Genomic DNA, 17,862 nt, shown 5'->3' with positions numbered 1-17,862 from the left:
CGGTGTCTCCTCAGCGCGCCGCCAACGTCCAGGGCGTGCCGCTGCTGCCGCGCGCAATGGTGACGGACGGCTTGATATCGGTCGGCTGCTTGTCGCCGAGCGTAATCCAAAGCTCCTCAGCAAGCGGCATCACCAGGCTGCGGGCGACGAGCAGCGTGCCTTTGTCAACGGCCGCTTCGGGAAGTTCGAAGGCAAGAAGTACCGGCCTCGGCAGGCCTGGTTCGAGCCTTTCCGTCGGCAGATAGCCGGGCACGGTCGAGAACCGCTGGCTGAGCTCGTAGCGCAAACCGTTGCCTGCCAGCCACTCCGCCGAGGTCAGCGTCATCGTTTCGGTTTTCGCGACGGCCGCGCCTTCGATGATGAGCCAGATGCCGGATGTCGAGTATTCCTTGATCCGCCCGAAGCTCTCGACCCTGACCTGGCGTGCCAGGTGCACATTGGCCGCGCCGAAGGCGAAGTCCCGGCTCTCGACCCGCTCGCCGACTGCACCACGAACGGCAATCGGTGCCGTGATATCGCCGTAGCCAGGCGTGCTGCTTCGCATCGCGTACAGCGCTGCGATTGCAGACACTGAGAGCAGCAGCGCGCGAAGAGCCGACATCATTGCTCCGACGATCCCGTATCTTGCGTGACTGCCAATTCGACCACCGCGGCCTCGCCATCATCGAACCAGTTGGGCGCGCCGTAGAGGTTGTCACGCGGCTTGTAGATCTGTTTGCCGATGGACAGAGAAACCTTCTCCGGCTCCGGGCGATCCGCCGGCCATTCCCAGACCGCGATGAGCTTTTCCGGCATGTTTGGGTTGATGGCACTCGCGATCCATTTGTCCCTGGCGAGATAATAGACCGGCTCCGGCGATGCGATGACTCGCTCGTCCTTGATCGCGATCAGGTTCATAAAGGCATTGCTGGTGGTAACCGATCGGTTGTCGAGTTCGATATCCACCATCAGGAATCGCTTCGGCTCGAACGGCTTGGTTCCGGTCGGCGGCACGGAAGCCATGGTGGCGTCGTTGATCGTCACCCGCCACCGGCCGGTATCGATCGCCTCACCCTTGGCTGCGGTGACGGCAGGCACCGGATTCGCCGCATCATAGACTGCGGTCGCAAAGGAGACCGCAGCCGCAGCCATTCCGCCGATACCGGTGACCAGCATGATCAAAAGACGCTGCCTGATTTTCGATCGTTGCACGACCGGCATTTGTCCTCCGTCCGCCCCTTCGGATGTTGCAACCGGAAGATAGGGAGGTTCGCACGGAAAATCAAAACACGCGTATCGGGGCAAGCGTCTTTGTCGGCCCGCGTCAGGACATCAGTACCTAGATCCGTTGCATCTCGATCGGCGCCGGCTGATGACGCCAGTTCGTAGCAGGCAGCCCTCTTTCGAAGGTCGCGCGAATGGACAATGGCCTGCCTGTTGCCTGCGAAACCACCATGAACATCTGCAATTCAGGGCCACGCCGAACGAACTGAATACCGAAATGCTTGCCGCCATAGGCGCCAGCGACTGTGGATTTCCACTGCCCGGTCCCTGCGGCAAGCTCGAGGTCCAAAAAGTTCTCGATGTTCATGACGGCTTGCCAGCCGTTGTTGCTCGTGACCGTCAGCAGGTCGCCATGTCTTACGATGCCGATGTAGCACTGATCGCAACGCCCGGCCGTCGAAGTCAGTTGCCGCCATTGCCCCGCAAAGGCAGAGCCGTCCGCCCGCGCCGCGCCTGCAAGCGAAAAAGACAACAGGCAGACAACACCGACTCCCCGGAGAAATTTCACACTTCAACTCCCTGATTGTTCCCAGCCATCAGGCCGTTTGGAGCGTTGCCGACACATTCACTGATTGCACAATACACACACAGCAACCCAGAAGAAAATAGTTGAGATGTCGGATGCTTTCCGACCGCTTTGCGGGCAGCTTGCCCCCGCATTGGCGCTTGCCTTCTTGCCGCGACGGACGACAATCGAGTGGAGCGGAAAAGGGTGAAACCAGATCCCGTTTCGTCCTGTGTCCTCCGCTTCACCTGGGAGGCCTTCGATGCGAAAACTGCAGTCGCAAGGGGTTCATCACATCACGCTCGTCGGCGCCGACCGACAGACGTCGATCGATTTCTGGGAGGGGCTTCTCGGCATGCCCTTCATTTTCGAGCAGCCGAATCTCGACCGGGCGAGCGAAAGCCATCTCTATTTCGACCCGGGCGATGGCCGCCTGATCACCATCTTCACCGACGAGAACCGCAAGCCCGATCCCGAGCGAACCCCGACGGACATCGGCTGTGTGCACCACATCGCCTTTGCCGTTTCGCGCGCGACCTTCACCCAGGCGGTGGAGCGGCTCGACGAACGAAGTGTCCGGCACAGCGGCGTCAAGGACCGCGGTTTCATGGACTCGATCTATTTCGAGGACCCGCTTGGGCTGCTGGTCGAGCTTGCCTCCTATCGCTTCGAGCCACCACCGGGCCACAGCCACGCCGAGGTGCTGATGGAAGCACATAAGGTCAGGGTCGCACGCGGCGACTACAATATCGCCGAGGTGCACCTGGCCGATGCGATCGAGACACTGATCGAGCGCGCACGGCCAACGCTGTCGTCCGACCGGGAGCCGAAGGATCCTTATCGGCCGCGATAAAGCGCGTCGTGGTCCACGCCTGTCGTTCAACGCACGCGACCGCGCCGGCGAGCGAGCCGGAACTGCGGGATCGCGAGCAAAGGGAGGAGTGACATGCCTGCAATCAAGCTCAACGTGATCAAGCCCAGCGTCAACAACATGACGGCGCGCGTCTTCCTGAGGGCAGCCAAGCTCGACTTCAGCGAACAGGATGTCTACGGCCAGACCCGGACGGCCGAATACCTGGCGAAGGCACCGTCGCATCTGACACCGATGGTGGAGACTGCGGATCTGCCTAAGGGAGCCCTATGGGAGAGTTGCGCGATCATGCAGTATCTCTGCAACAAGCACGGGCTCGACGAATTCTATCCGAGGGACCCCGAGGCCCGCGCCATGATCGATAGCGCGATGTTCTATCTGATCGGCACCTTCTACCCCTATCTCGCCCGGGCCACCTATCCGGCACTGAACTTCCCGCTCTATCCGGGCGAAGTTGGTTGCAGCGATGCGGATGCGGAGACCAAGGAGAAGGCGCGCCGCGCAGCAGTCGAAGCGCTTGCCGAGCCGCTCGACGTCTTTCGGGCGTTCTATATCGGCGACAAACCCTTCATCGGTGGTTCCACCCCCTCGATCGCTGACATCAGGCTTGCGGCGACCCTCGAATTCCTGGCGGCAATCGACTACTCGCTGCCGGACTGGGCGAAGACCTACGTCGCCAACATGGAAAAGACGCTCGGCAATGCCTACACCGAACCGGCGACCGATGTGCGCGGCTACATCAGTTACGTGAAGGCCCAAAGGTAGACGCTCCGCCGGCTGCCACGTAGCAGGCTCATTGAACGAGAAGCACGATACCGGTTGCACCCAGCGCCAGCGTCCAGAGGCGATCGAAGTTGATCCACGCCGAGCGGAGTGCCGCAAGGCCGAGCCATTCGAAGACGGCGAGCGCGACCGCGGCGACGACGGCCAGCATTGCTGCACCATGAACCGCAACGGCGGCGAGCGCGACGGGAAGCGAACCTGCGATTGCGAGATCCCCGGGACTATCCGCCACGCAGAGGCTGAGGACCGCCGGCACCAGCATCAGGCCCGCCCCGTGGCTCGTCGCCATCAGGAAGGACCAGAGGCCAAGGCCGGCCATGCTGGCGCGCATGCCAACTCTCACCCGATGGCGGTGTCCGTAAAGCGCGCCGTAGGCGGCGACGCTGAGTATGAGCAGCGCCGCGACAAGCCTGAAACTGTGCGGCTCCAGCGCCGCGCCGAATGTGACGACCACTGCCAGCGTCAGCGCGGCGGAGACGGCATGACCGGCAGCAATCGGAGCAAGTGACAACCACACGATCCGACGGTCCTGGCGGTGAAGTCCGAGCGCCACGGCAAAGAGCCAGCCCATCGCCGGATTGATGCCGTGAAAGGCGCCGAGGGCGGCAATCGAAAGCCACGGCCAGAACGTCGTCATTCGCCCCGACAGGACTGCACGATCGTCCCCTCCCTACGGGTAGCAATAGGAGTCGGACGAGCAGTCACCGCCTTCGAGACGGACCTGATGCGGGCGATGGCCCTTCGGCCAGTCGACGAAGAAGTTTTCGTCGAAGGTGATGCCGCCACCGTCGGCGACGTCCAGTTTGACCATCCACCCGTCGATACCTTCGGGGTAGAACTGCGGATCGATGGCACCATAGAGCGAATTGGTGAAATAGACCCGCTTGCCGTCCCGGCTGATCTCCACCATCTGCGGCCCGCCATTCAGCGCTCCGTTCTTGGCCTTCGGATGGGATGCACGCGAAACGATGCCGCCGATCCGCACACGGCCCGTCTCCTTCGGCGCAAAGGGGTCAGAAACGTCGTACTGGATCATGTCGCCGGTGCCCCAGCAGGAAACGTAGAGGAACCGGTCGTCCATCGACAGGTCGATATCGGTGACGAGCGGCGCGACAGCGCTGAAGCCCTTGAGCACGGGGGGCAGCAAATCCGGATCGGCCGGCTCCGCCGGTATCTCGATCACCTTCTTCACCGCCCATCGGTCGCCGTCGCGATACCAGGTCCAGATCGACGCCGAGAGGTCCTTGAGGCTGATGACGCAGCCGACGAAGCCATAGGCCTTGGTCGGATCATGCGCAGGCCGCAGCTCGAAGACGAGCTGGTGCTCCTCGCCGAAATCGATCTCCTGCAGGTGCTTGCGCTTGTGTAGGTCCCAGAAGTGCAGCCGGCGGCCATATTTCGAACCGAGCAGCACCTCGGGAACCAGCCCGTTTTCGAACGTATCCGGCGTGCCCCATTCGCTGGTGATCATCGTGTCATGGCCGAGATGCCACCAGAAATCATAGGCAAGCTTCTGCGGCCCACGATCCATTTCCCATTGGCCGAGCACATCGAAACTCTGGTGGTCCAGCAGGAAGATGCCGCCGGGCGCCTTGCCGTCACGATCCGCGAGCGCGTTGATGTAGATGCCTTCGGGACCGCAATGGGTGGTGTGCAGCCGCGAATAATTTGCCTTCTCGGCAATTTCCGAAGGCTCGATCACCCGCACGATCTTCGGATTGCGCGGGTCCGGCTTGGTGTCGATGATGTGCAGACGGGAGGACCTCAACCCCGGCACTACCAGATAGCGGCGCTCGACATGCGGATGCGGCGCATTGGGGCAAAGACAGGAAGAGCAGGCATTCCAGCCGAAATGATGCAGCTCGTCGCCGACGTTCGGCATGTCGACCTGGCCGACGATCTGCGAATAGCTTGGCGACGCCGGATCGACGTCGACGACCGCAATCGCATCCGGCCGCTTCCGCTCGGGATCGAACGCCGCCACATAGGCGAGCGTTTCCTTGGGAGCCTTGGCCGCCATGCGCGGTGATGGATAGAAGGAAGGATCGGGTCGCCACGTCGCCATTGCCATTCTCCCCTACGAGAATTCTAAATGCGCGGTTCCTGATGCAGGTTCCGGTCATGCGGCAAAAACGCGTCGGAAATGCGGCCTATCCGCCACATTTCCCCGATGGAGTGCTTGAGGCCGGGTGCGGATCCTGTCGCCGTGGGCAGCCGGCGGCGTTCTATGTCTCAATCCGCAGTTTCATTCGGTCAGCGGCAAATCGGGTGCGGGAATACTCCACTGGAGAGCCGTCGAGATCGGCATTCAGCGATTGCGCCTCAAGCACGATCGCGCCCGGCGAGAGCTTCAGCATCGAAAGCTCCTCCGCGTCGGCATGCCGGGCGACGATCTCGGTCGAGGCGCGCACATAGTCATCCAAGCCGTGGGCGGCGAAGGCCTTGGTGACGGAATGCAACCGTTCGAATTCTTCGGCCATGCGCGGAAAACGATGCGCAGGATAATAGCTCGAGGATACCGACAGCGGTCGGCCATCGCCGCTGCTGACAGTCTTGAGCTCGATCACCGTATCGCCCGGCGCAATGCCGAGTGCCTTTGCGATCTCGCCGCTTGCCGGCAATTCGGCGTGGCCGAGCAGCCTCGTGCCGATCTCCTTCACTTGGCGACCGAGCCCTTGCGAGAACCGCGTGCGCTTCGAGATCGGGTAGCTCACCCTTTCCTTGCGCTCGATCATCGTGCCGCGTCCCTGGACCGCGCGCACCAGTCCCTCTTCGGCAAGAGCCGCAAGCGCGCTTCTGACCGTATGCCGGTTGACGCCGAATTCGCCCGCAAGCACCGTCTCAGGCGGCACCATGCCGGCCGCATCGTAGTCGCCATTGCTGATTGCCAGTCGGATCCGGTCGGCGATCTGCCGCCAGAGAGCGACGCCGGTCTGGCGCTCCACCACTTTTCGCATTGCCATGTCACAAGCCTGTCATTTGCGGACGTTATGGAAAAGTATAAGATGTACAGTTGTCTAGATCAATAGACATTTGAGGTGAAAATGATGGATGCGAAGCTGAAACAGGAAAGCCCGCCGGATCCGGCACGCAAGGAGGCCATGCGGTTGCTCGCCCAGGCAACCCTCGAGGAGCTGACGACGGTCTGGGAAGGGCTCGGCGACAAGCCAGAGGTCCATCCGGTCCGCGGCCCGGAAACCGGTCTCGTCATGGTGCGTGGCCGCATCGGCGGCGGCGGCGATCCCTTCAATCTCGGCGAGGCGACGGTCTCGCGCGCCACCATCCGGCTTTCGACCGGCGAGATCGGCCACGGGCAGCTGCTCGGCACGGACCGACAGCGCGCGCGGCTTGCAGCGATCTTCGACGCGCTCTCCCAGCGCGACGGTGACAAGGCGGATGTCGAGTCCCTGCTTCGACGCGTCGCCGAGCGGCTTGCACAGGAGGAGCGCCGCAAGGCCGAAGAGACCGCGGCTACCCGCGTCGACTTTTTCACCATGGTCCGGGGAGACGACTGATGGCCAGCCAATCGCAGATTTACGCCGGCGCCTTCGCCGATCCGGTCTTTGCCGCCCAATCCGTCTTCCGCAACCTGATCGACGGTTTTGCCCGCCCAGGCGCGATCAAGCAGCTTTCGGCCAAGAGCACGCCGCCCGCGCCGCTCGGCGCCGCGGCCGGCGCCGTGGCATTGACGCTTTGTGACCATGACACGCCTCTCTGGCTGACGCCGGCGCTCGGAAAATCGGCCGTTCCGCAATGGGTCGCTTTCCATACGGGCGCCTCGGTGACCACCAGCAAGACCGAAGCCCGATTCGCCTTCGTCGAAAAAGGCGCCACCTTCCCAGGTTTCGACCAGTTCTCGCTCGGCACCCAGGAATACCCGGATCGATCGACGACGCTCGTCATCGAAGTCGAGGCGCTGACCGGCGGCCCGTTGCTGACCGCCAAGGGTCCCGGCATCAAGGACGAGACGGACTTTGCCGTGAAGGGCCTGCCCGACGTCTTCCTCGAATTCTGGACCGCCAACCGCGCAATCTTCCCGCGCGGCGTCGATCTCGTGCTGACGGCTGGAGAAGACCTGCTCTGCCTGCCGCGCTCAACCCGTCTTTCGCAGAAGGAGGCGTAATCCATGTACGTAGCCGTCAAGGGCGGGGAAGCCGCCATTGCCAATGCCCACCGCCTTCTCGCCGATCGCCGTCGCGGCGACCGCAACCTGCCGTCGATCACCATCGAACAGGTGGTCGAGCAGCTCGGCCTCGCCGTCGATCGGGTGATGGCGGAAGCCTCGCTCTATGATCGCGCGCTCGCAGCGCTCGCCGTCCGCCAGGCGCGGGGCGACTTGATCGAAGCGATCTTCATCCTGCGCGCCTACCGCACGACGCTGCCACGCTTCGGTTACTCGGAACCGGTCGACACCGCCAACATGAAGGTCGAACGCCGCGTATCGGCGACCTACAAGGATCTGCCCGGCGGACAATTGCTCGGCCCGACATTCGACTATACCCACCGCCTGCTCGACCCGTCGCTGATCGCCGACGAGAGCGTCGCCGAACCGGCGGTCAAGGAACCCGGCGAAGATGTGATGCGCGTCTCCGACATTCTCGACGGCGAGGGCCTGATCGAGGGCGACGGCCAGATGCCCGAGGGCCATGTCATGGGCGACCTTACGCGCGAGCCGATGGAATTTCCGATGGCCCGGGACCTCCGCCTGCAGGCGCTCGCCCGCGGCGACGAAGGATTCCTCCTGGCGCTCGCCTATTCGACCCAGCGCGGTTACGGCCGTACCCATCCGTTCGTCGGCGAAGTGCGCATCGGCGAAGTGGAGGTCGAGCTCGATCTGCCCGAGCTCGGCTTTGCCGTCTCGCTCGGCGCGATCCGCGTCACCGAATGCCAGATGGTCAACCAGTTCATGGGCTCGGCCAAGCAGCCGCCGCAGTTCACCCGCGGGTACGGCCTCGTTTTCGGTCAGAGTGAACGCAAGGCGATGTCGATGTCGCTGGTCGACCGGGCGCTGCGCACGGACGAGTTCAGCGAGGATATCGTCGCGCCGGCCCAGGATCAGGAATTCGTCATCTCGCACGCCGACAACGTTCAGGCGACCGGCTTCGTCGAGCACCTGAAGCTACCGCACTATGTCGACTTCCAGGCCGAACTGGACCTCGTCCGGCGCATGCGCCGCGGCTACGAGGCGGCCAACGCCGACGACACGGCGAAGGAACAACGGGAGGCGGCCGAATGATCGGGCAAACCGCATGGACGCGCGCTGACTGTTCAGTCGCCGCCGCCATCTCCACCGCCGCAATCGCCACCACTGTCACCGGCAAAGACGACACCGGCATCGCCGGAACCATCGTCCTTGCGCGCCTCGGCGTCCGGCTCGCGCCGGGCATTGCGGGCGGCCCAGAACAGGGCGGCCACCACCACCGCGACGATCACAACCACCCAGAAAACTATCTCGCTCAAATCCTGACCCCATCCGCGGTCGACACACTCAAGGGTAATCGGCGATGAACGACCTTGCTACTTATAATTTCGCCTATCTGGACGAACAGACGAAACGCATGATCCGCCGCGCCATCCTGAAGGCGATCGCGATCCCCGGCTACCAGGTCCCCTTCGCCTCACGCGAAATGCCGATGCCCTATGGCTGGGGCACCGGCGGCGTCCAGGTCACCGCTTCGATCCTCGGGCCGGAGGACGTGCTGAAGGTCATCGACCAGGGCGCCGACGACACCACCAACGCCGTCTCGATCCGCGCCTTCTTCCAGAAGGTCGCCAATGTCGCCGTCACCACCCGGACGAAGGAGGCGACGATCATCCAGACGCGCCACCGCATCCCCGAGGAAAAGCTCTCGGAAGGCCAGACGCTCGTCTACCAGGTGCCGATCCCGGAACCCTTGCGCTTCCTCGAACCGCGCGAGACCGAAACACGCAAGATGCACGCGCTTGAGGAATACGGGCTGATGCATGTGAAGCTCTACGAGGACATCGCCCGCAACGGCCATATCGCCACGACTTACGCGTATCCGGTCAAGGTCGAGGGCCGCTATGTCATGGACCCCTCGCCGACACCGAAGTTCGACAATCCGAAGATGCATATGTCGGAAGCGCTGCAGCTCTTCGGCGCCGGCCGCGAAAAGCGCATATATGCCGTACCGCCCTACACCGACGTCGTCAGCCTCGACTTCGACGACCATCCCTTCGAGATCCAGAGCTTCGACAAGCCCTGTGCACTCTGTGGTGCGGAGGACGTCTATCTGGACGAGGTCATTCTCGACGACAAGGGCGGGCGCATGTTCGTCTGCTCCGACACCGATCACTGCGAAGACCGCCGCGCCTGCGGCCATGCAGGTCACATGCTCGCCCGCCAGGAGGCCGCAGAATGAGTACCCTCCCGCTTCTGAAAGTGAACGACCTCTCGAAGTTCTACGGAAGCCGCATCGGCTGCCGCAACGTCTCCTTCGAGCTTTATGCGGGCGAAGTGCTCGCCATCGTCGGCGAATCCGGCTCCGGCAAGACGACGTTGCTCTCGTGCCTCTCGACCCGGCTGATGCCGACCTCGGGTATCGTCGAGTACCATATGCGCGACGGTCAGTACCGTGATCTTGCCCGCATGGGCGAAGCGGAACGCCGCTTCCTGATGCGCACCGACTGGGGCTTCGTTCATCAGAACCCGGCCGATGGCCTGCGCATGACGGTCTCGGCCGGCGCCAATGTCGGCGAACGACTGATGGCCGTCGGCGATCGTCACTATGGCAACATTCGCGCCACCGCCAGCGACTGGCTGGAGCGAGTGGAAATCGGCGTCGATCGCATCGACGACCAGCCGCGCGCCTTCTCCGGCGGCATGCGCCAGCGCCTGCAGATCGCCCGCAACCTCGTCACCTCCCCACGCCTCGTCTTCATGGACGAGCCGACCGGCGGTCTCGACGTGTCGGTGCAGGCACGCTTGCTCGACCTGGTGCGCGGGCTTGTGCATGACCTCGGCCTTGCCGCTGTTATCGTCACCCACGACCTTGCCGTCGCCCGCCTGCTTTCACACCGCATGATGGTGATGAAGGATGGCGCAGTCATCGAACAGGGACTGACCGACCGGGTGCTCGACGATCCGCGCGAGCCCTATACCCAGCTCCTCGTCTCCTCGATCTTGCAGGTGTAAATCATGGCTACGCCCCTCGTTGTTTCCGAAGTCGCAAAAAGCTTCACCATGCACCTGCGCGACGGCGTCCGCCGGCCCGTCGTCGCAAATGTCTCCTTCTCGGTCAAGGCAGGCGAGTGCGTTGTTCTCGGTGGCCCCTCCGGCGTCGGCAAGAGCTCGATCCTGAAAATGCTGTACGGCAATTACGGCGTGGACGAAGGCCAGATCCTGATGGATCACGACGGCAAGCTGGTAAACCTGGCAACGGCCGAGCCGCGCACCGTGCTTGAGGTCCGGCGCACGACGCTCGGTTATGTCAGCCAGTTCCTGCGTGTCGTGCCCCGTGTCTCCGCTCTCGACATCGTCGCGGAACCCTTGCAGGCCCGCGGCACCCCGATCGAAGAGGCGCGTGCGCACGCGGCGGAACTCTTAAGCAAGCTCAACCTGCCGCGCGAACTCTGGAGCCTGCCACCAGCCACCTTCTCCGGCGGCGAGCAGCAGCGCGTCAACATCGCCCGCGGCTTCATCACCGACCACAGGATCCTGCTGCTCGACGAGCCGACCGCATCGCTCGACGCCAAGAACAGGGCCGTCGTCGTCGAACTGATCGCTGAGAAGAAGGCGAAGGGTACGGCGCTGATCGGCATCTTCCACGATGAAGAGGTCCGCGACGCCGTTGCCGACCGCATTCTCGACGTCTCGGCCTTCTCGCCGCGAAAGGCTGCCGCATGAGCCAGAAGCTTGGGCTCGAGCCCTTCATCCATCCGACGGCGAGCGTCAACAATTCGACGTTCGGCCGCTATACTGAAGTCCAGGAGCGTTCGCGGCTCGACGAGGTCGAGTTCGGCGACTATTCCTACATCATGCAGGACGGCTCGATCTGGTGCGCGACGATCGGCAAGTTCGTCAACATCGCCGCCGCCGTGCGCATCAACGCCACCAATCATCCGACCTGGCGGGCCACCCTGCACCACTTCACCTACCGCGCACCGAACTATTGGGATGATACCGAACTCGACCACGACCTCTTCGCCTGGCGACGATCGAACCGGGTGACGATCGGTCACGACGTCTGGATCGGCCACGGCGCCACCATCCTGCCTGGCGTCACCGTCGGCAATGGCGCGGTGATCGGCGCCGGCGCCGTCGTCTCCAAGGATGTCGAGCCCTATACCATCGTCGGCGGCGTCCCCGCGAAGCTCATCCGCAGCCGTTTCAACGAAGGTATTGGCGAGCGGTTGGACACGCTCGCCTGGTGGGACTGGGACCACCAGCGCCTCCGCCGCGCGCTTGACGATTTCCGCGAACTGACGGCCGAGGAATTTCTGGTGCGCTACGCATAAGTGATCAGGCGCCGAGCGCAGGTTCGGCGCCCTCTCGAGCTGAGAACGAGGCGATCTACGGCCCGTTCACCAGTCTCAGAATCAACTGGTGGATATTGCCGCCGTCGGTGAGCTCAACCTGGTCGAAGTCGCGGCTGCGCTGGCGTTGTGCCTGCGAGAGCGCGCCGAGGCGCTTGGTCATTTCGGTCCTGATCTTGCGGCACTTCGGGTCGTCGGGAACGGTGAGGCCGAGGGTCGCAGACTCGATCGCGCGCACCATCTCCTTGATGAAATCGCCGTGCACGAGTTCATGCTTGCGCACGCTGTCGATGAAGATGTCCCAGTTTTCGCGCGTGCCCGCAGGCAGAGGCTTCGCGGGCTTCGGCAGGGTATAGGTGATGATCAGCTTCGGCTTTGCCGTCGTCAGCACGCAGGCGCCTGCCTGTTCTTCGTACTTCCGCGTCCAGGTCAGCTTGAAATTGGTATGGGCGATCGCCCGGCCAAGTCCGGCCTTCGGCCCGCGCTCGCCGATCGACGCATAAAGGTCCGCGCCCGTCTGCCCTTCGATGGCATAGGGCGCTTCCTTCTCGACCGCCTGCCACTCGGCAAACGCACAGCGCGGCGTGGACGCGAAGCAAAGGGCAACCACCCCCAGACAAAGGCTTTTGTTCAATCCAAACCTCGACGTTCGCCCCTTACGGCGCACAACTTTACCAGCCTTCCTTAAACGGGAATCGGCGGATGGCAACAGTTCAATTGCAAAGGCACCGCAGCCCAATCTGAGCCGCAGTGCCCTTGTCGTTTATGCGATCGTGTCGGGCCAGTTGCGGGAGGGGTCAACAGGCCGACGATAACGACCTTAGTTGACGGCAGTCAGCGTCATCGATGTGCCGGTTGCCGCAAGGTTGAGGCCGATCTGGCCGGTCACGCTGACCGTCTGCAGATGGATCGAACCGGAAGTGCCGCCGACGAGGATGTTGGCGCCGATGCCGGCGCCGACCGTCGCTTCGGCAGTTGCACCCTGATAGAGGCCACCGAGCGAGCCGCGGTGGTAGCCAGCGGTCGGTGCAAACACCGCCCAGATCAGCCGGCTCTGCGTCGTGAAGCCGACATCGACACCCATCTTGCGGATGGCGCCAGCGTAGTGGTCGGAAGCCTCAGCCCCCATCGTCGAGCGGAAGACGCAATCGACTTCCTTGGCAGAACCGAGCACATAGCCGACGCCGCCGGCGATGTTGCAATCGAGGTAGCCGATCTTGACGCCGTTGCTGGTGTCCGGCTCCGGTTGCGGTTGTACTGTCGCGAGATCGGCTGCGTTTGCGGCCATCGCACCAGCGAGAACCAGAGACGCTGCGGACACCTTCACGGCAAAACTCTTTTTCATTCTTGTCTCCTTCTCGGAACTTCAGAAATCATTGGCAGTTAACCGGCGGCACACGAACTCAAGCACTTAGCGCACGCTGCAGGAAAGACGAGGCATAGCCCGCGATCCGGCAATTCCGTGGCAGATATTCGTTAGCCGAGAAAATTGATGGGGTTTCCCCAACAATGACCGGAGATTGTGTTGAAAAAGCCACGGCCGACGGTATCGGCACGCCGTCCCGGAAGCCAGATCCGCCCCGACGGGAGCAATTCGCGCGCGCGAAAAGAAAAAGAGAGAGAGAGAGAGAGAGAGAGAGAGACACGATCGGGCGGCACTGCGGCCACCCGATCGGAAGATTGAGGGCTCAGGCCATCGCCGATTGCAGCAGGAACCCGCCGGCAATTCGCGCCGTCAACGCCAGCGAAACGGCGCCGGCATCGGGGTGACCGATGCTCTTTTCGGCGAGCGGACGGGCGCGGCCAAGCTTCGGCGTCAGGCTGGAAGTCGCCTCTGCGGCGGCGGTCGCGGCCTTGGCGGCAGCCTGCCACGCCTCGATCAGACGCTTGCCGGCGGCAAACTCACGCTCCAGGGTTTCGACAAAGGGCACCAGCGCATCGACGAGGGTCTTGTCGCCGACGCGTGCACGGCCGAGGCGCGTGACGCCATCGAGGGCGCGGCGTGCGCCATCGACGATGGCGGCGTCCGAGGGCGCCGTCGCGTCGTCGAAAGCATTGCTCCACGAACGCAGCAACAGACCCCAGATCGCACCCGACGTGCCGCCGGCGCGATCCGCCCAGGCATCGCCCGCCGCCGCGAGGACGCTTGCAGCGCCGGCGCCGGCCGCGACCGCCGTCTTTGCCGCCTCGTCGGCTGCGGCGGAACCGCGGCGCATGCCCTGACCGTGGTCGCCATCACCGGCGAAGGCGTCGATACGGCCGAGTTCGTCTTCCGCCTCCTTCAACGCTTCGGCAATCTTGCCAATCAGTCGGGCAATGCACTTGCCGCTCTCCTTCGAAGCATCGGATGCGGGGGCAAACATCTGCGGGCCGTCCTCGACCTTGATCTCTTCGGTCGCGGGCTCGGCCGCGATGATCGCGCCCTTGCGCAGCACCGGCGCATCGCACGGCGCGCGCCAATAGGTCTCAAGCTCATCGTTCAGCCACATCAGCGTTAGCGAGCAGCCCTGCATGTCCAGGCTGGTGACGAATTCGCCGCATTCGGGATCGACGATCTCGAGGCCGGCCGCCTTCAGTTCCTTCTCGACCGCGACCCAAAGCACGAAGAGTTCCTCGTATTTCGTCGAGCCGAGACCGTTCAGGACAGGCGCAACTTTGCGGACATCCGCCGGGCGTTCGGCCAGCAGCTTGCCGACCAGAAGCTTGGCGAACTCGCTCGCCGAAACCATCTTTTCTTCGCGGATGCCCGGCTCGCCGTGGATGCCGAGGCCAAGCGCCATCTCGCCCTTCGGCACGGCAAAGAGCGGTGCCTTGGCGCCCGGAAGCGTACAGCCGCCAAAGGCCACGCCGAAAGAAACGGTGCGGTCGTTGGCAAGGCGAGTGACGCGCTCGACCTGATCCAGGTTAAGGCCGGCTTCGGCAGCAGCGCCCGCGATCTTGAAGACCACGAGGTCGCCGGCAATACCGCGGCGCTTGGAAGGCGTTTCAGCGGAAGCGCTGGCAACGTCGTCCGTCACCGGCACGATGCGCACGTCGATGCCTTCAGCGCGCAGGCGCTCGGCAGCGACGCCGAAGTTCAGGACGTCACCGGCGTAGTTGCCGAAACCGAGCAGCACGCCACCGCCCTGATCGGCCTGGCGGCAGACGCGGGCAACGGCCGCGGTCGAGGGAGAAGCGAAGACATCGCCGGCAACGGCGGCATCCGCCATGCCCGGGCCGACATAGCCGGCAAAAGCGGGGTAGTGCCCGGAGCCGCCGCCGATGACGACAGCGACCTTGCCCTTCGGCACCTGGGTCGAGCGAACGACTCCGCCCTTCACGAGACGGACGTTGCGCGCGTAAATCGAACTGAAGCCGGCAAGCGCGGTCGTGGCGAACTCTTCCGGTGCGTCAAAGATTGTGGTCATCGCGTCTCTTCCCTTATTCGCGAGGCAGAATGCGCCTCAGATAGTCCCGGTTGGCAGCGCTGACGGAGAGGCCGTCGCCGCCGTAATGTTCGCAGAGGAACGGGCTGTTGAAGCCGTGGGTAAGCGCCATTCGGATCGCGGCGCGGTAGTTGATCACACCGAACTCCAGCGGCGTAGGATGGGTAACGATCAGGCCCGACGTTTCGTCCTCGGTGCGGTAGTAGTTCTTGACGTGCCAATACTTCGCGAAGGGAGCAACCTTGGCCATCATCTGCTGCCAGTGCTCGACCGGACGGTGCAGGCGAACGAGGTTGCCCAGATCGGCATTGATGCCGACGTTCGGCAAGCCGACATCGGTGACGAAGCGCACGGCACTGTCGGCCGAGCCGATATAGGTATCCTCGTACATTTCGAGCGCCAGCTCGATGCCGAGTTCCTCGGCATGACGGCCAAGATCACGAATACGCTGAACGGCCTTCTGCCAGGTGGCGGGCTCGTCGGGGTTCTTGACGCCATCGACGGTCCAGAACCACAGCGCCTTCTTCTGCGCGTCAGTCAGCGGGCCAAAAAAGCCGAAGGAAACGGAGCCCGCACCGATGGCGGCCGCGGTTTCAATGACCCGGTGGCCGTAGGCAAGATACTCGTCGCCATGCTCCGGGTCGATCACGCTGCGCCGCGCAGTCGAGATCGCCGGCATGGTGAGGCCGAGGTCAAGGGCGAGCTTGACGAAGCTGTCGAGTCGATCCGGCGAGAGGTCAGCAAGCCGGATCCAGCTGTCGGTGGGGTCGAGTTCGGTGAAGCCGGCATCGACCACATCGGCGAGCGTTTTTGCCCATTGCTCGACCGATTGCTCCTGCACCGAACTGCCGTCGGCCAGCACGTTTGGATATTGGATCATGGCGGCCGCGATCGGCCAGGTTTCACGGGTCCATTTGCGCGATGTGTTCGCCATGACCTTCCTCGTCGTGTCTGGATGTTGGGGGTGCGGCGGCTCCGTCAAGCCGCCGCGCTGCCGTCGCCATGCGGGGCATCGGGATCGTGGTTGCGCTTGCGGACCAGGCCGATCAGTCCGAAGACAAGCGGCGACAGCAGGAGTGCAAGAGCGAGCGCCATCAGAGAGGAAACCAGCGGGTTCGACCAGAAGATATTGAGGCTGCCGCCTGAAAGCAGCATGGACTGGCGGAAGGCGTCCTCGGCTTTGTCGCCAAGCACCATGGCGAGAACCAACGGCGCCAGCGGGTACTCGAGCTTCTTGAAGACATAGCCGAGCACGCCGAAGCCGATGACCAGGAAGATGTCGGAGACCGAGTTTGCCACCTGGTAGGCGCCGGAGAAGATCACGGCGACGATAATCGGGCCGATGATCGCAAAGGGCACGCGCAGGATCGAGGCGTAGAGCGGCACGGTGGCGATCACCAGGAACACGGCGACGACGTTGCCGAGATACATCGAGGCGATCAGCCCCCAGACGAAGTCCGGCCGCTCGGTAAAGAGCATCGGGCCGGGCGTCAGACCCCAAATCATCAGGCCACCCATCATGACGGCGGCCGTTGCCGAGCCGGGGACGCCGAGCGCCAGCATCGGAAGCAGTGCCGAGGTACCGGCGGAGTGGTCAGCGGTTTCGGGTGCCACAACGCCACGCGGATCGCCCTTGCCGAACTTCGACTTATCGCGGGCCGACCGACGGGCAACGCCGTAGCTCATGAAGGAGGCCGCCGTCGGGCCGGCGGGCGTGATGCCCATCCAGATGCCGATGATCGTCGAGCGCAGGATCGTGAACCAGTAGCGCGGGATCTCGATCAGCGTGCGGCCGATCTCGACGAGCTTGACGCGCGCCTTGATGCCCTCGAAGCGCAAGCCTTCTTCCGTGGTCAGCAAGAGTTCGCCGATGCCGAAGAGGCCCATGACGGCGATCAGGAAGCTGACGCCCTTGATCAGGGTCGGGATATCGAAGGTAAGCCGCAGGTCACCGGAGATCGTGTCCATGCCGACGGAGGCAAGCGCAAAGCCGAGCATCATCGAGACGAGCGTCTTGAACGGCGATTGCGCACCCATGGAAATGAAGCTGGCGAAGGCCAGGAAATAGACCGCGAAGTATTCCGGGGACGAGAAGCGCAGCGCAAAGTTCGCGACCCAGCCGGAGAGCAGCGTGATCATAACGACGCCGGCAAGCGCGCCGATGCCGGCAGACACGAAGGCGAGCGTCAGTGCGCGGCTCGCCTGGCCGGCTTTCGCCATCGGATATCCGTCGAAGGTCGTCGCCACCGACGAAGGTTCGCCGGGAATGTTGAAGAGGATCGATGTGGTCGACCCGCCGAAGAGTGCGCCCCAGTACATGCAGGAGAGCAGGATGATGGCGGAGATCGGATCCATCGAGAAGGTCAGCGGCAACAGCAGCGACACGCCGTTGGGCGCGCCAAGGCCCGGCAGCACGCCGACCAGAATGCCGAGCGTGACGCCGACCATCATCAGCAGGATATGGTTCCAGCTGAGGATGTGGCCGAAGCCATCGATCAGAAGACCGATATTTTCCATGT

The 17,862-nt window shown here is 63.5% G+C and carries 21 protein-coding genes; 9 read left to right on the top strand and 12 right to left on the bottom strand.

Annotation, left to right across the window (positions count from 1 at the left end):
* Window positions 1-10: 10 nt before the first annotated feature.
* The 3 genes from ACTJKM_RS32100 to ACTJKM_RS32090 form a co-directional block, all read right to left on the bottom strand.
* Window positions 11-601 (bottom strand): hypothetical protein, encoded by a 591-nt coding sequence (locus ACTJKM_RS32100; protein ID WP_057251641.1) that lies wholly within the window; start codon window positions 599-601, stop codon window positions 11-13.
* Window positions 601-1,200, bottom strand: a complete 600-nt coding sequence (locus tag ACTJKM_RS32095; protein ID WP_058328377.1) for a hypothetical protein — start codon at window positions 1,198-1,200, stop codon at window positions 601-603. Before ACTJKM_RS32095 ends, ACTJKM_RS32100 begins: the two co-directional genes overlap by 1 nt.
* Window positions 1,201-1,318: 118 nt before the next feature.
* Window positions 1,319-1,771 (bottom strand): hypothetical protein, encoded by a 453-nt coding sequence (locus ACTJKM_RS32090; protein ID WP_162764692.1) that lies wholly within the window; start codon window positions 1,769-1,771, stop codon window positions 1,319-1,321.
* 259 nt (window positions 1,772-2,030) lie between these two features.
* Here ACTJKM_RS32090 and ACTJKM_RS32085 point away from each other — a divergent pair, with 259 nt between their 5' ends.
* Window positions 2,031-2,621 (top strand): VOC family protein, encoded by a 591-nt coding sequence (locus tag ACTJKM_RS32085; protein WP_058328375.1) that lies wholly within the window; start codon window positions 2,031-2,033, stop codon window positions 2,619-2,621.
* A 93-nt stretch (window positions 2,622-2,714) separates the two neighbouring features.
* Window positions 2,715-3,404: a glutathione S-transferase family protein gene (locus ACTJKM_RS32080; protein WP_057251645.1), complete on the top strand. Its 690-nt coding sequence runs from the start codon at window positions 2,715-2,717 to the stop codon at window positions 3,402-3,404.
* Between the two features lie 28 nt (window positions 3,405-3,432).
* Here ACTJKM_RS32080 and ACTJKM_RS32075 read toward each other — a convergent pair whose 3' ends face one another.
* From ACTJKM_RS32075 to phnF, 3 genes are all read right to left on the bottom strand, one after another.
* Window positions 3,433-4,059, bottom strand: coding sequence for a hypothetical protein (locus ACTJKM_RS32075; protein ID WP_058328374.1), 627 nt, complete (start codon window positions 4,057-4,059; stop codon window positions 3,433-3,435).
* Between the two features lie 33 nt (window positions 4,060-4,092).
* Complete coding sequence (locus ACTJKM_RS32070; RefSeq protein ID WP_058328373.1) at window positions 4,093-5,487, bottom strand: selenium-binding family protein; 1,395 nt, start codon at window positions 5,485-5,487, stop codon at window positions 4,093-4,095.
* 160 nt (window positions 5,488-5,647) lie between these two features.
* Window positions 5,648-6,385, bottom strand: a complete 738-nt coding sequence (phnF, locus tag ACTJKM_RS32065) for a phosphonate metabolism transcriptional regulator PhnF (RefSeq protein ID WP_162764693.1) — start codon at window positions 6,383-6,385, stop codon at window positions 5,648-5,650.
* Window positions 6,386-6,469: 84 nt separating this feature from the next.
* Between phnF and phnG the strand changes: the two genes are divergently transcribed.
* The 3 genes from phnG to ACTJKM_RS32050 are packed head-to-tail and all read left to right on the top strand — an operon-like array spanning window position 6,470 to window position 8,658.
* Window positions 6,470-6,937, top strand: coding sequence for a phosphonate C-P lyase system protein PhnG (phnG, locus tag ACTJKM_RS32060; RefSeq protein ID WP_113513064.1), 468 nt, complete (start codon window positions 6,470-6,472; stop codon window positions 6,935-6,937).
* A complete protein-coding gene (phnH, locus tag ACTJKM_RS32055) occupies window positions 6,937-7,545 on the top strand; it encodes a phosphonate C-P lyase system protein PhnH (protein ID WP_440639190.1) in 609 nt (202 codons plus the stop codon). Before phnG ends, phnH begins: the two co-directional genes overlap by 1 nt.
* A 3-nt stretch (window positions 7,546-7,548) precedes the next feature.
* Entirely contained in the window at window positions 7,549-8,658 is a 1,110-nt protein-coding gene (locus tag ACTJKM_RS32050; RefSeq protein ID WP_113513068.1) for a carbon-phosphorus lyase complex subunit PhnI, read from the top strand.
* A 32-nt stretch (window positions 8,659-8,690) separates the two neighbouring features.
* Here the strand turns inward: ACTJKM_RS32050 and ACTJKM_RS32045 are convergent, their stop codons facing one another.
* A complete protein-coding gene (locus tag ACTJKM_RS32045; RefSeq protein WP_162764694.1) occupies window positions 8,691-8,882 on the bottom strand; it encodes a hypothetical protein in 192 nt (63 codons plus the stop codon).
* 44 nt (window positions 8,883-8,926) lie between these two features.
* Here ACTJKM_RS32045 and ACTJKM_RS32040 point away from each other — a divergent pair, with 44 nt between their 5' ends.
* The 4 genes from ACTJKM_RS32040 to ACTJKM_RS32025 are packed head-to-tail and all read left to right on the top strand — an operon-like array spanning window position 8,927 to window position 11,900.
* Window positions 8,927-9,805, top strand: coding sequence for an alpha-D-ribose 1-methylphosphonate 5-phosphate C-P-lyase PhnJ (locus ACTJKM_RS32040; protein ID WP_058323252.1), 879 nt, complete (start codon window positions 8,927-8,929; stop codon window positions 9,803-9,805).
* Window positions 9,802-10,578, top strand: coding sequence for a phosphonate C-P lyase system protein PhnK (phnK, locus tag ACTJKM_RS32035; protein WP_058323251.1), 777 nt, complete (start codon window positions 9,802-9,804; stop codon window positions 10,576-10,578). The genes ACTJKM_RS32040 and phnK overlap by 4 nt, the downstream gene beginning before the upstream one ends.
* A 3-nt stretch (window positions 10,579-10,581) precedes the next feature.
* On the top strand, window positions 10,582-11,289 hold the full coding sequence (phnL, locus tag ACTJKM_RS32030) for a phosphonate C-P lyase system protein PhnL (RefSeq protein WP_057251654.1): 708 nt from the start codon (window positions 10,582-10,584) through the stop codon (window positions 11,287-11,289).
* The gene (locus ACTJKM_RS32025) at window positions 11,286-11,900 is read left to right on the top strand and encodes a DapH/DapD/GlmU-related protein (RefSeq protein WP_057251655.1); all 615 of its coding nucleotides are present in this window, start codon (window positions 11,286-11,288) and stop codon (window positions 11,898-11,900) included. The genes phnL and ACTJKM_RS32025 overlap by 4 nt, the downstream gene beginning before the upstream one ends.
* Before the next feature lie 55 nt (window positions 11,901-11,955).
* On the opposite strand, the gene ACTJKM_RS32020 is transcribed toward ACTJKM_RS32025, so the two are convergent.
* From ACTJKM_RS32020 to ACTJKM_RS32000, 5 genes are all read right to left on the bottom strand, one after another.
* Window positions 11,956-12,552 (bottom strand): DUF922 domain-containing Zn-dependent protease, encoded by a 597-nt coding sequence (locus ACTJKM_RS32020; protein ID WP_058328368.1) that lies wholly within the window; start codon window positions 12,550-12,552, stop codon window positions 11,956-11,958.
* A 186-nt stretch (window positions 12,553-12,738) separates the two neighbouring features.
* Window positions 12,739-13,263, bottom strand: a complete 525-nt coding sequence (locus ACTJKM_RS32015) for a DUF992 domain-containing protein (RefSeq protein WP_057251657.1) — start codon at window positions 13,261-13,263, stop codon at window positions 12,739-12,741.
* A gap of 343 nt (window positions 13,264-13,606) precedes the next feature.
* A complete protein-coding gene (locus ACTJKM_RS32010; RefSeq protein ID WP_113513070.1) occupies window positions 13,607-15,325 on the bottom strand; it encodes a dihydroxyacetone kinase family protein in 1,719 nt (572 codons plus the stop codon).
* Between the two features lie 13 nt (window positions 15,326-15,338).
* On the bottom strand, window positions 15,339-16,277 hold the full coding sequence (locus tag ACTJKM_RS32005; RefSeq protein ID WP_440661612.1) for a sugar phosphate isomerase/epimerase family protein: 939 nt from the start codon (window positions 16,275-16,277) through the stop codon (window positions 15,339-15,341).
* Window positions 16,278-16,321: 44 nt separating this feature from the next.
* Window positions 16,322-17,860: a tripartite tricarboxylate transporter permease gene (locus tag ACTJKM_RS32000; RefSeq protein ID WP_058328364.1), complete on the bottom strand. Its 1,539-nt coding sequence runs from the start codon at window positions 17,858-17,860 to the stop codon at window positions 16,322-16,324.
* Window positions 17,861-17,862: the final 2 nt, after the last annotated feature.

Origin of the sequence: Ensifer sp. 22460 (genome assembly GCF_052044935.1) — a bacterium.
Taxonomy (GTDB): Bacteria; Pseudomonadota; Alphaproteobacteria; order Rhizobiales; family Rhizobiaceae; genus Ensifer.
Note: the sequence above shows the minus strand (reverse complement) of the source record. Positions and strands in the feature narration are given on the sequence as shown.

Bases quoted from the DNA above. Each gene is read 5' to 3' on its own strand.
- ACTJKM_RS32095 (WP_058328377.1), bottom strand. From the start codon at position 1,200: ATGCCGGTCGTGCAACGATCGAAAATCAGGCAGCGTCTTTTGATCATG.
- ACTJKM_RS32015 (WP_057251657.1), bottom strand. From the start codon at position 13,263: ATGAAAAAGAGTTTTGCCGTGAAGGTGTCCGCAGCGTCTCTGGTTCTC.
- ACTJKM_RS32080 (WP_057251645.1), top strand. From the start codon at position 2,715: ATGCCTGCAATCAAGCTCAACGTGATCAAGCCCAGCGTCAACAACATG.
- ACTJKM_RS32040 (WP_058323252.1), top strand. From the start codon at position 8,927: ATGAACGACCTTGCTACTTATAATTTCGCCTATCTGGACGAACAGACG.
- phnF (WP_162764693.1), bottom strand. From the start codon at position 6,385: ATGGCAATGCGAAAAGTGGTGGAGCGCCAGACCGGCGTCGCTCTCTGG.
- ACTJKM_RS32050 (WP_113513068.1), top strand. From the start codon at position 7,549: ATGTACGTAGCCGTCAAGGGCGGGGAAGCCGCCATTGCCAATGCCCAC.
- phnH (WP_440639190.1), top strand. From the start codon at position 6,937: ATGGCCAGCCAATCGCAGATTTACGCCGGCGCCTTCGCCGATCCGGTC.
- ACTJKM_RS32000 (WP_058328364.1), bottom strand. From the start codon at position 17,860: ATGGAAAATATCGGTCTTCTGATCGATGGCTTCGGCCACATCCTCAGC.
- ACTJKM_RS32075 (WP_058328374.1), bottom strand. From the start codon at position 4,059: ATGACGACGTTCTGGCCGTGGCTTTCGATTGCCGCCCTCGGCGCCTTT.
- phnG (WP_113513064.1), top strand. From the start codon at position 6,470: ATGGATGCGAAGCTGAAACAGGAAAGCCCGCCGGATCCGGCACGCAAG.
- ACTJKM_RS32025 (WP_057251655.1), top strand. From the start codon at position 11,286: ATGAGCCAGAAGCTTGGGCTCGAGCCCTTCATCCATCCGACGGCGAGC.
- phnL (WP_057251654.1), top strand. From the start codon at position 10,582: ATGGCTACGCCCCTCGTTGTTTCCGAAGTCGCAAAAAGCTTCACCATG.
- ACTJKM_RS32085 (WP_058328375.1), top strand. From the start codon at position 2,031: ATGCGAAAACTGCAGTCGCAAGGGGTTCATCACATCACGCTCGTCGGC.
- ACTJKM_RS32070 (WP_058328373.1), bottom strand. From the start codon at position 5,487: ATGGCGACGTGGCGACCCGATCCTTCCTTCTATCCATCACCGCGCATG.
- phnK (WP_058323251.1), top strand. From the start codon at position 9,802: ATGAGTACCCTCCCGCTTCTGAAAGTGAACGACCTCTCGAAGTTCTAC.
- ACTJKM_RS32100 (WP_057251641.1), bottom strand. From the start codon at position 601: ATGTCGGCTCTTCGCGCGCTGCTGCTCTCAGTGTCTGCAATCGCAGCG.
- ACTJKM_RS32010 (WP_113513070.1), bottom strand. From the start codon at position 15,325: ATGACCACAATCTTTGACGCACCGGAAGAGTTCGCCACGACCGCGCTT.
- ACTJKM_RS32005 (WP_440661612.1), bottom strand. From the start codon at position 16,277: ATGGCGAACACATCGCGCAAATGGACCCGTGAAACCTGGCCGATCGCG.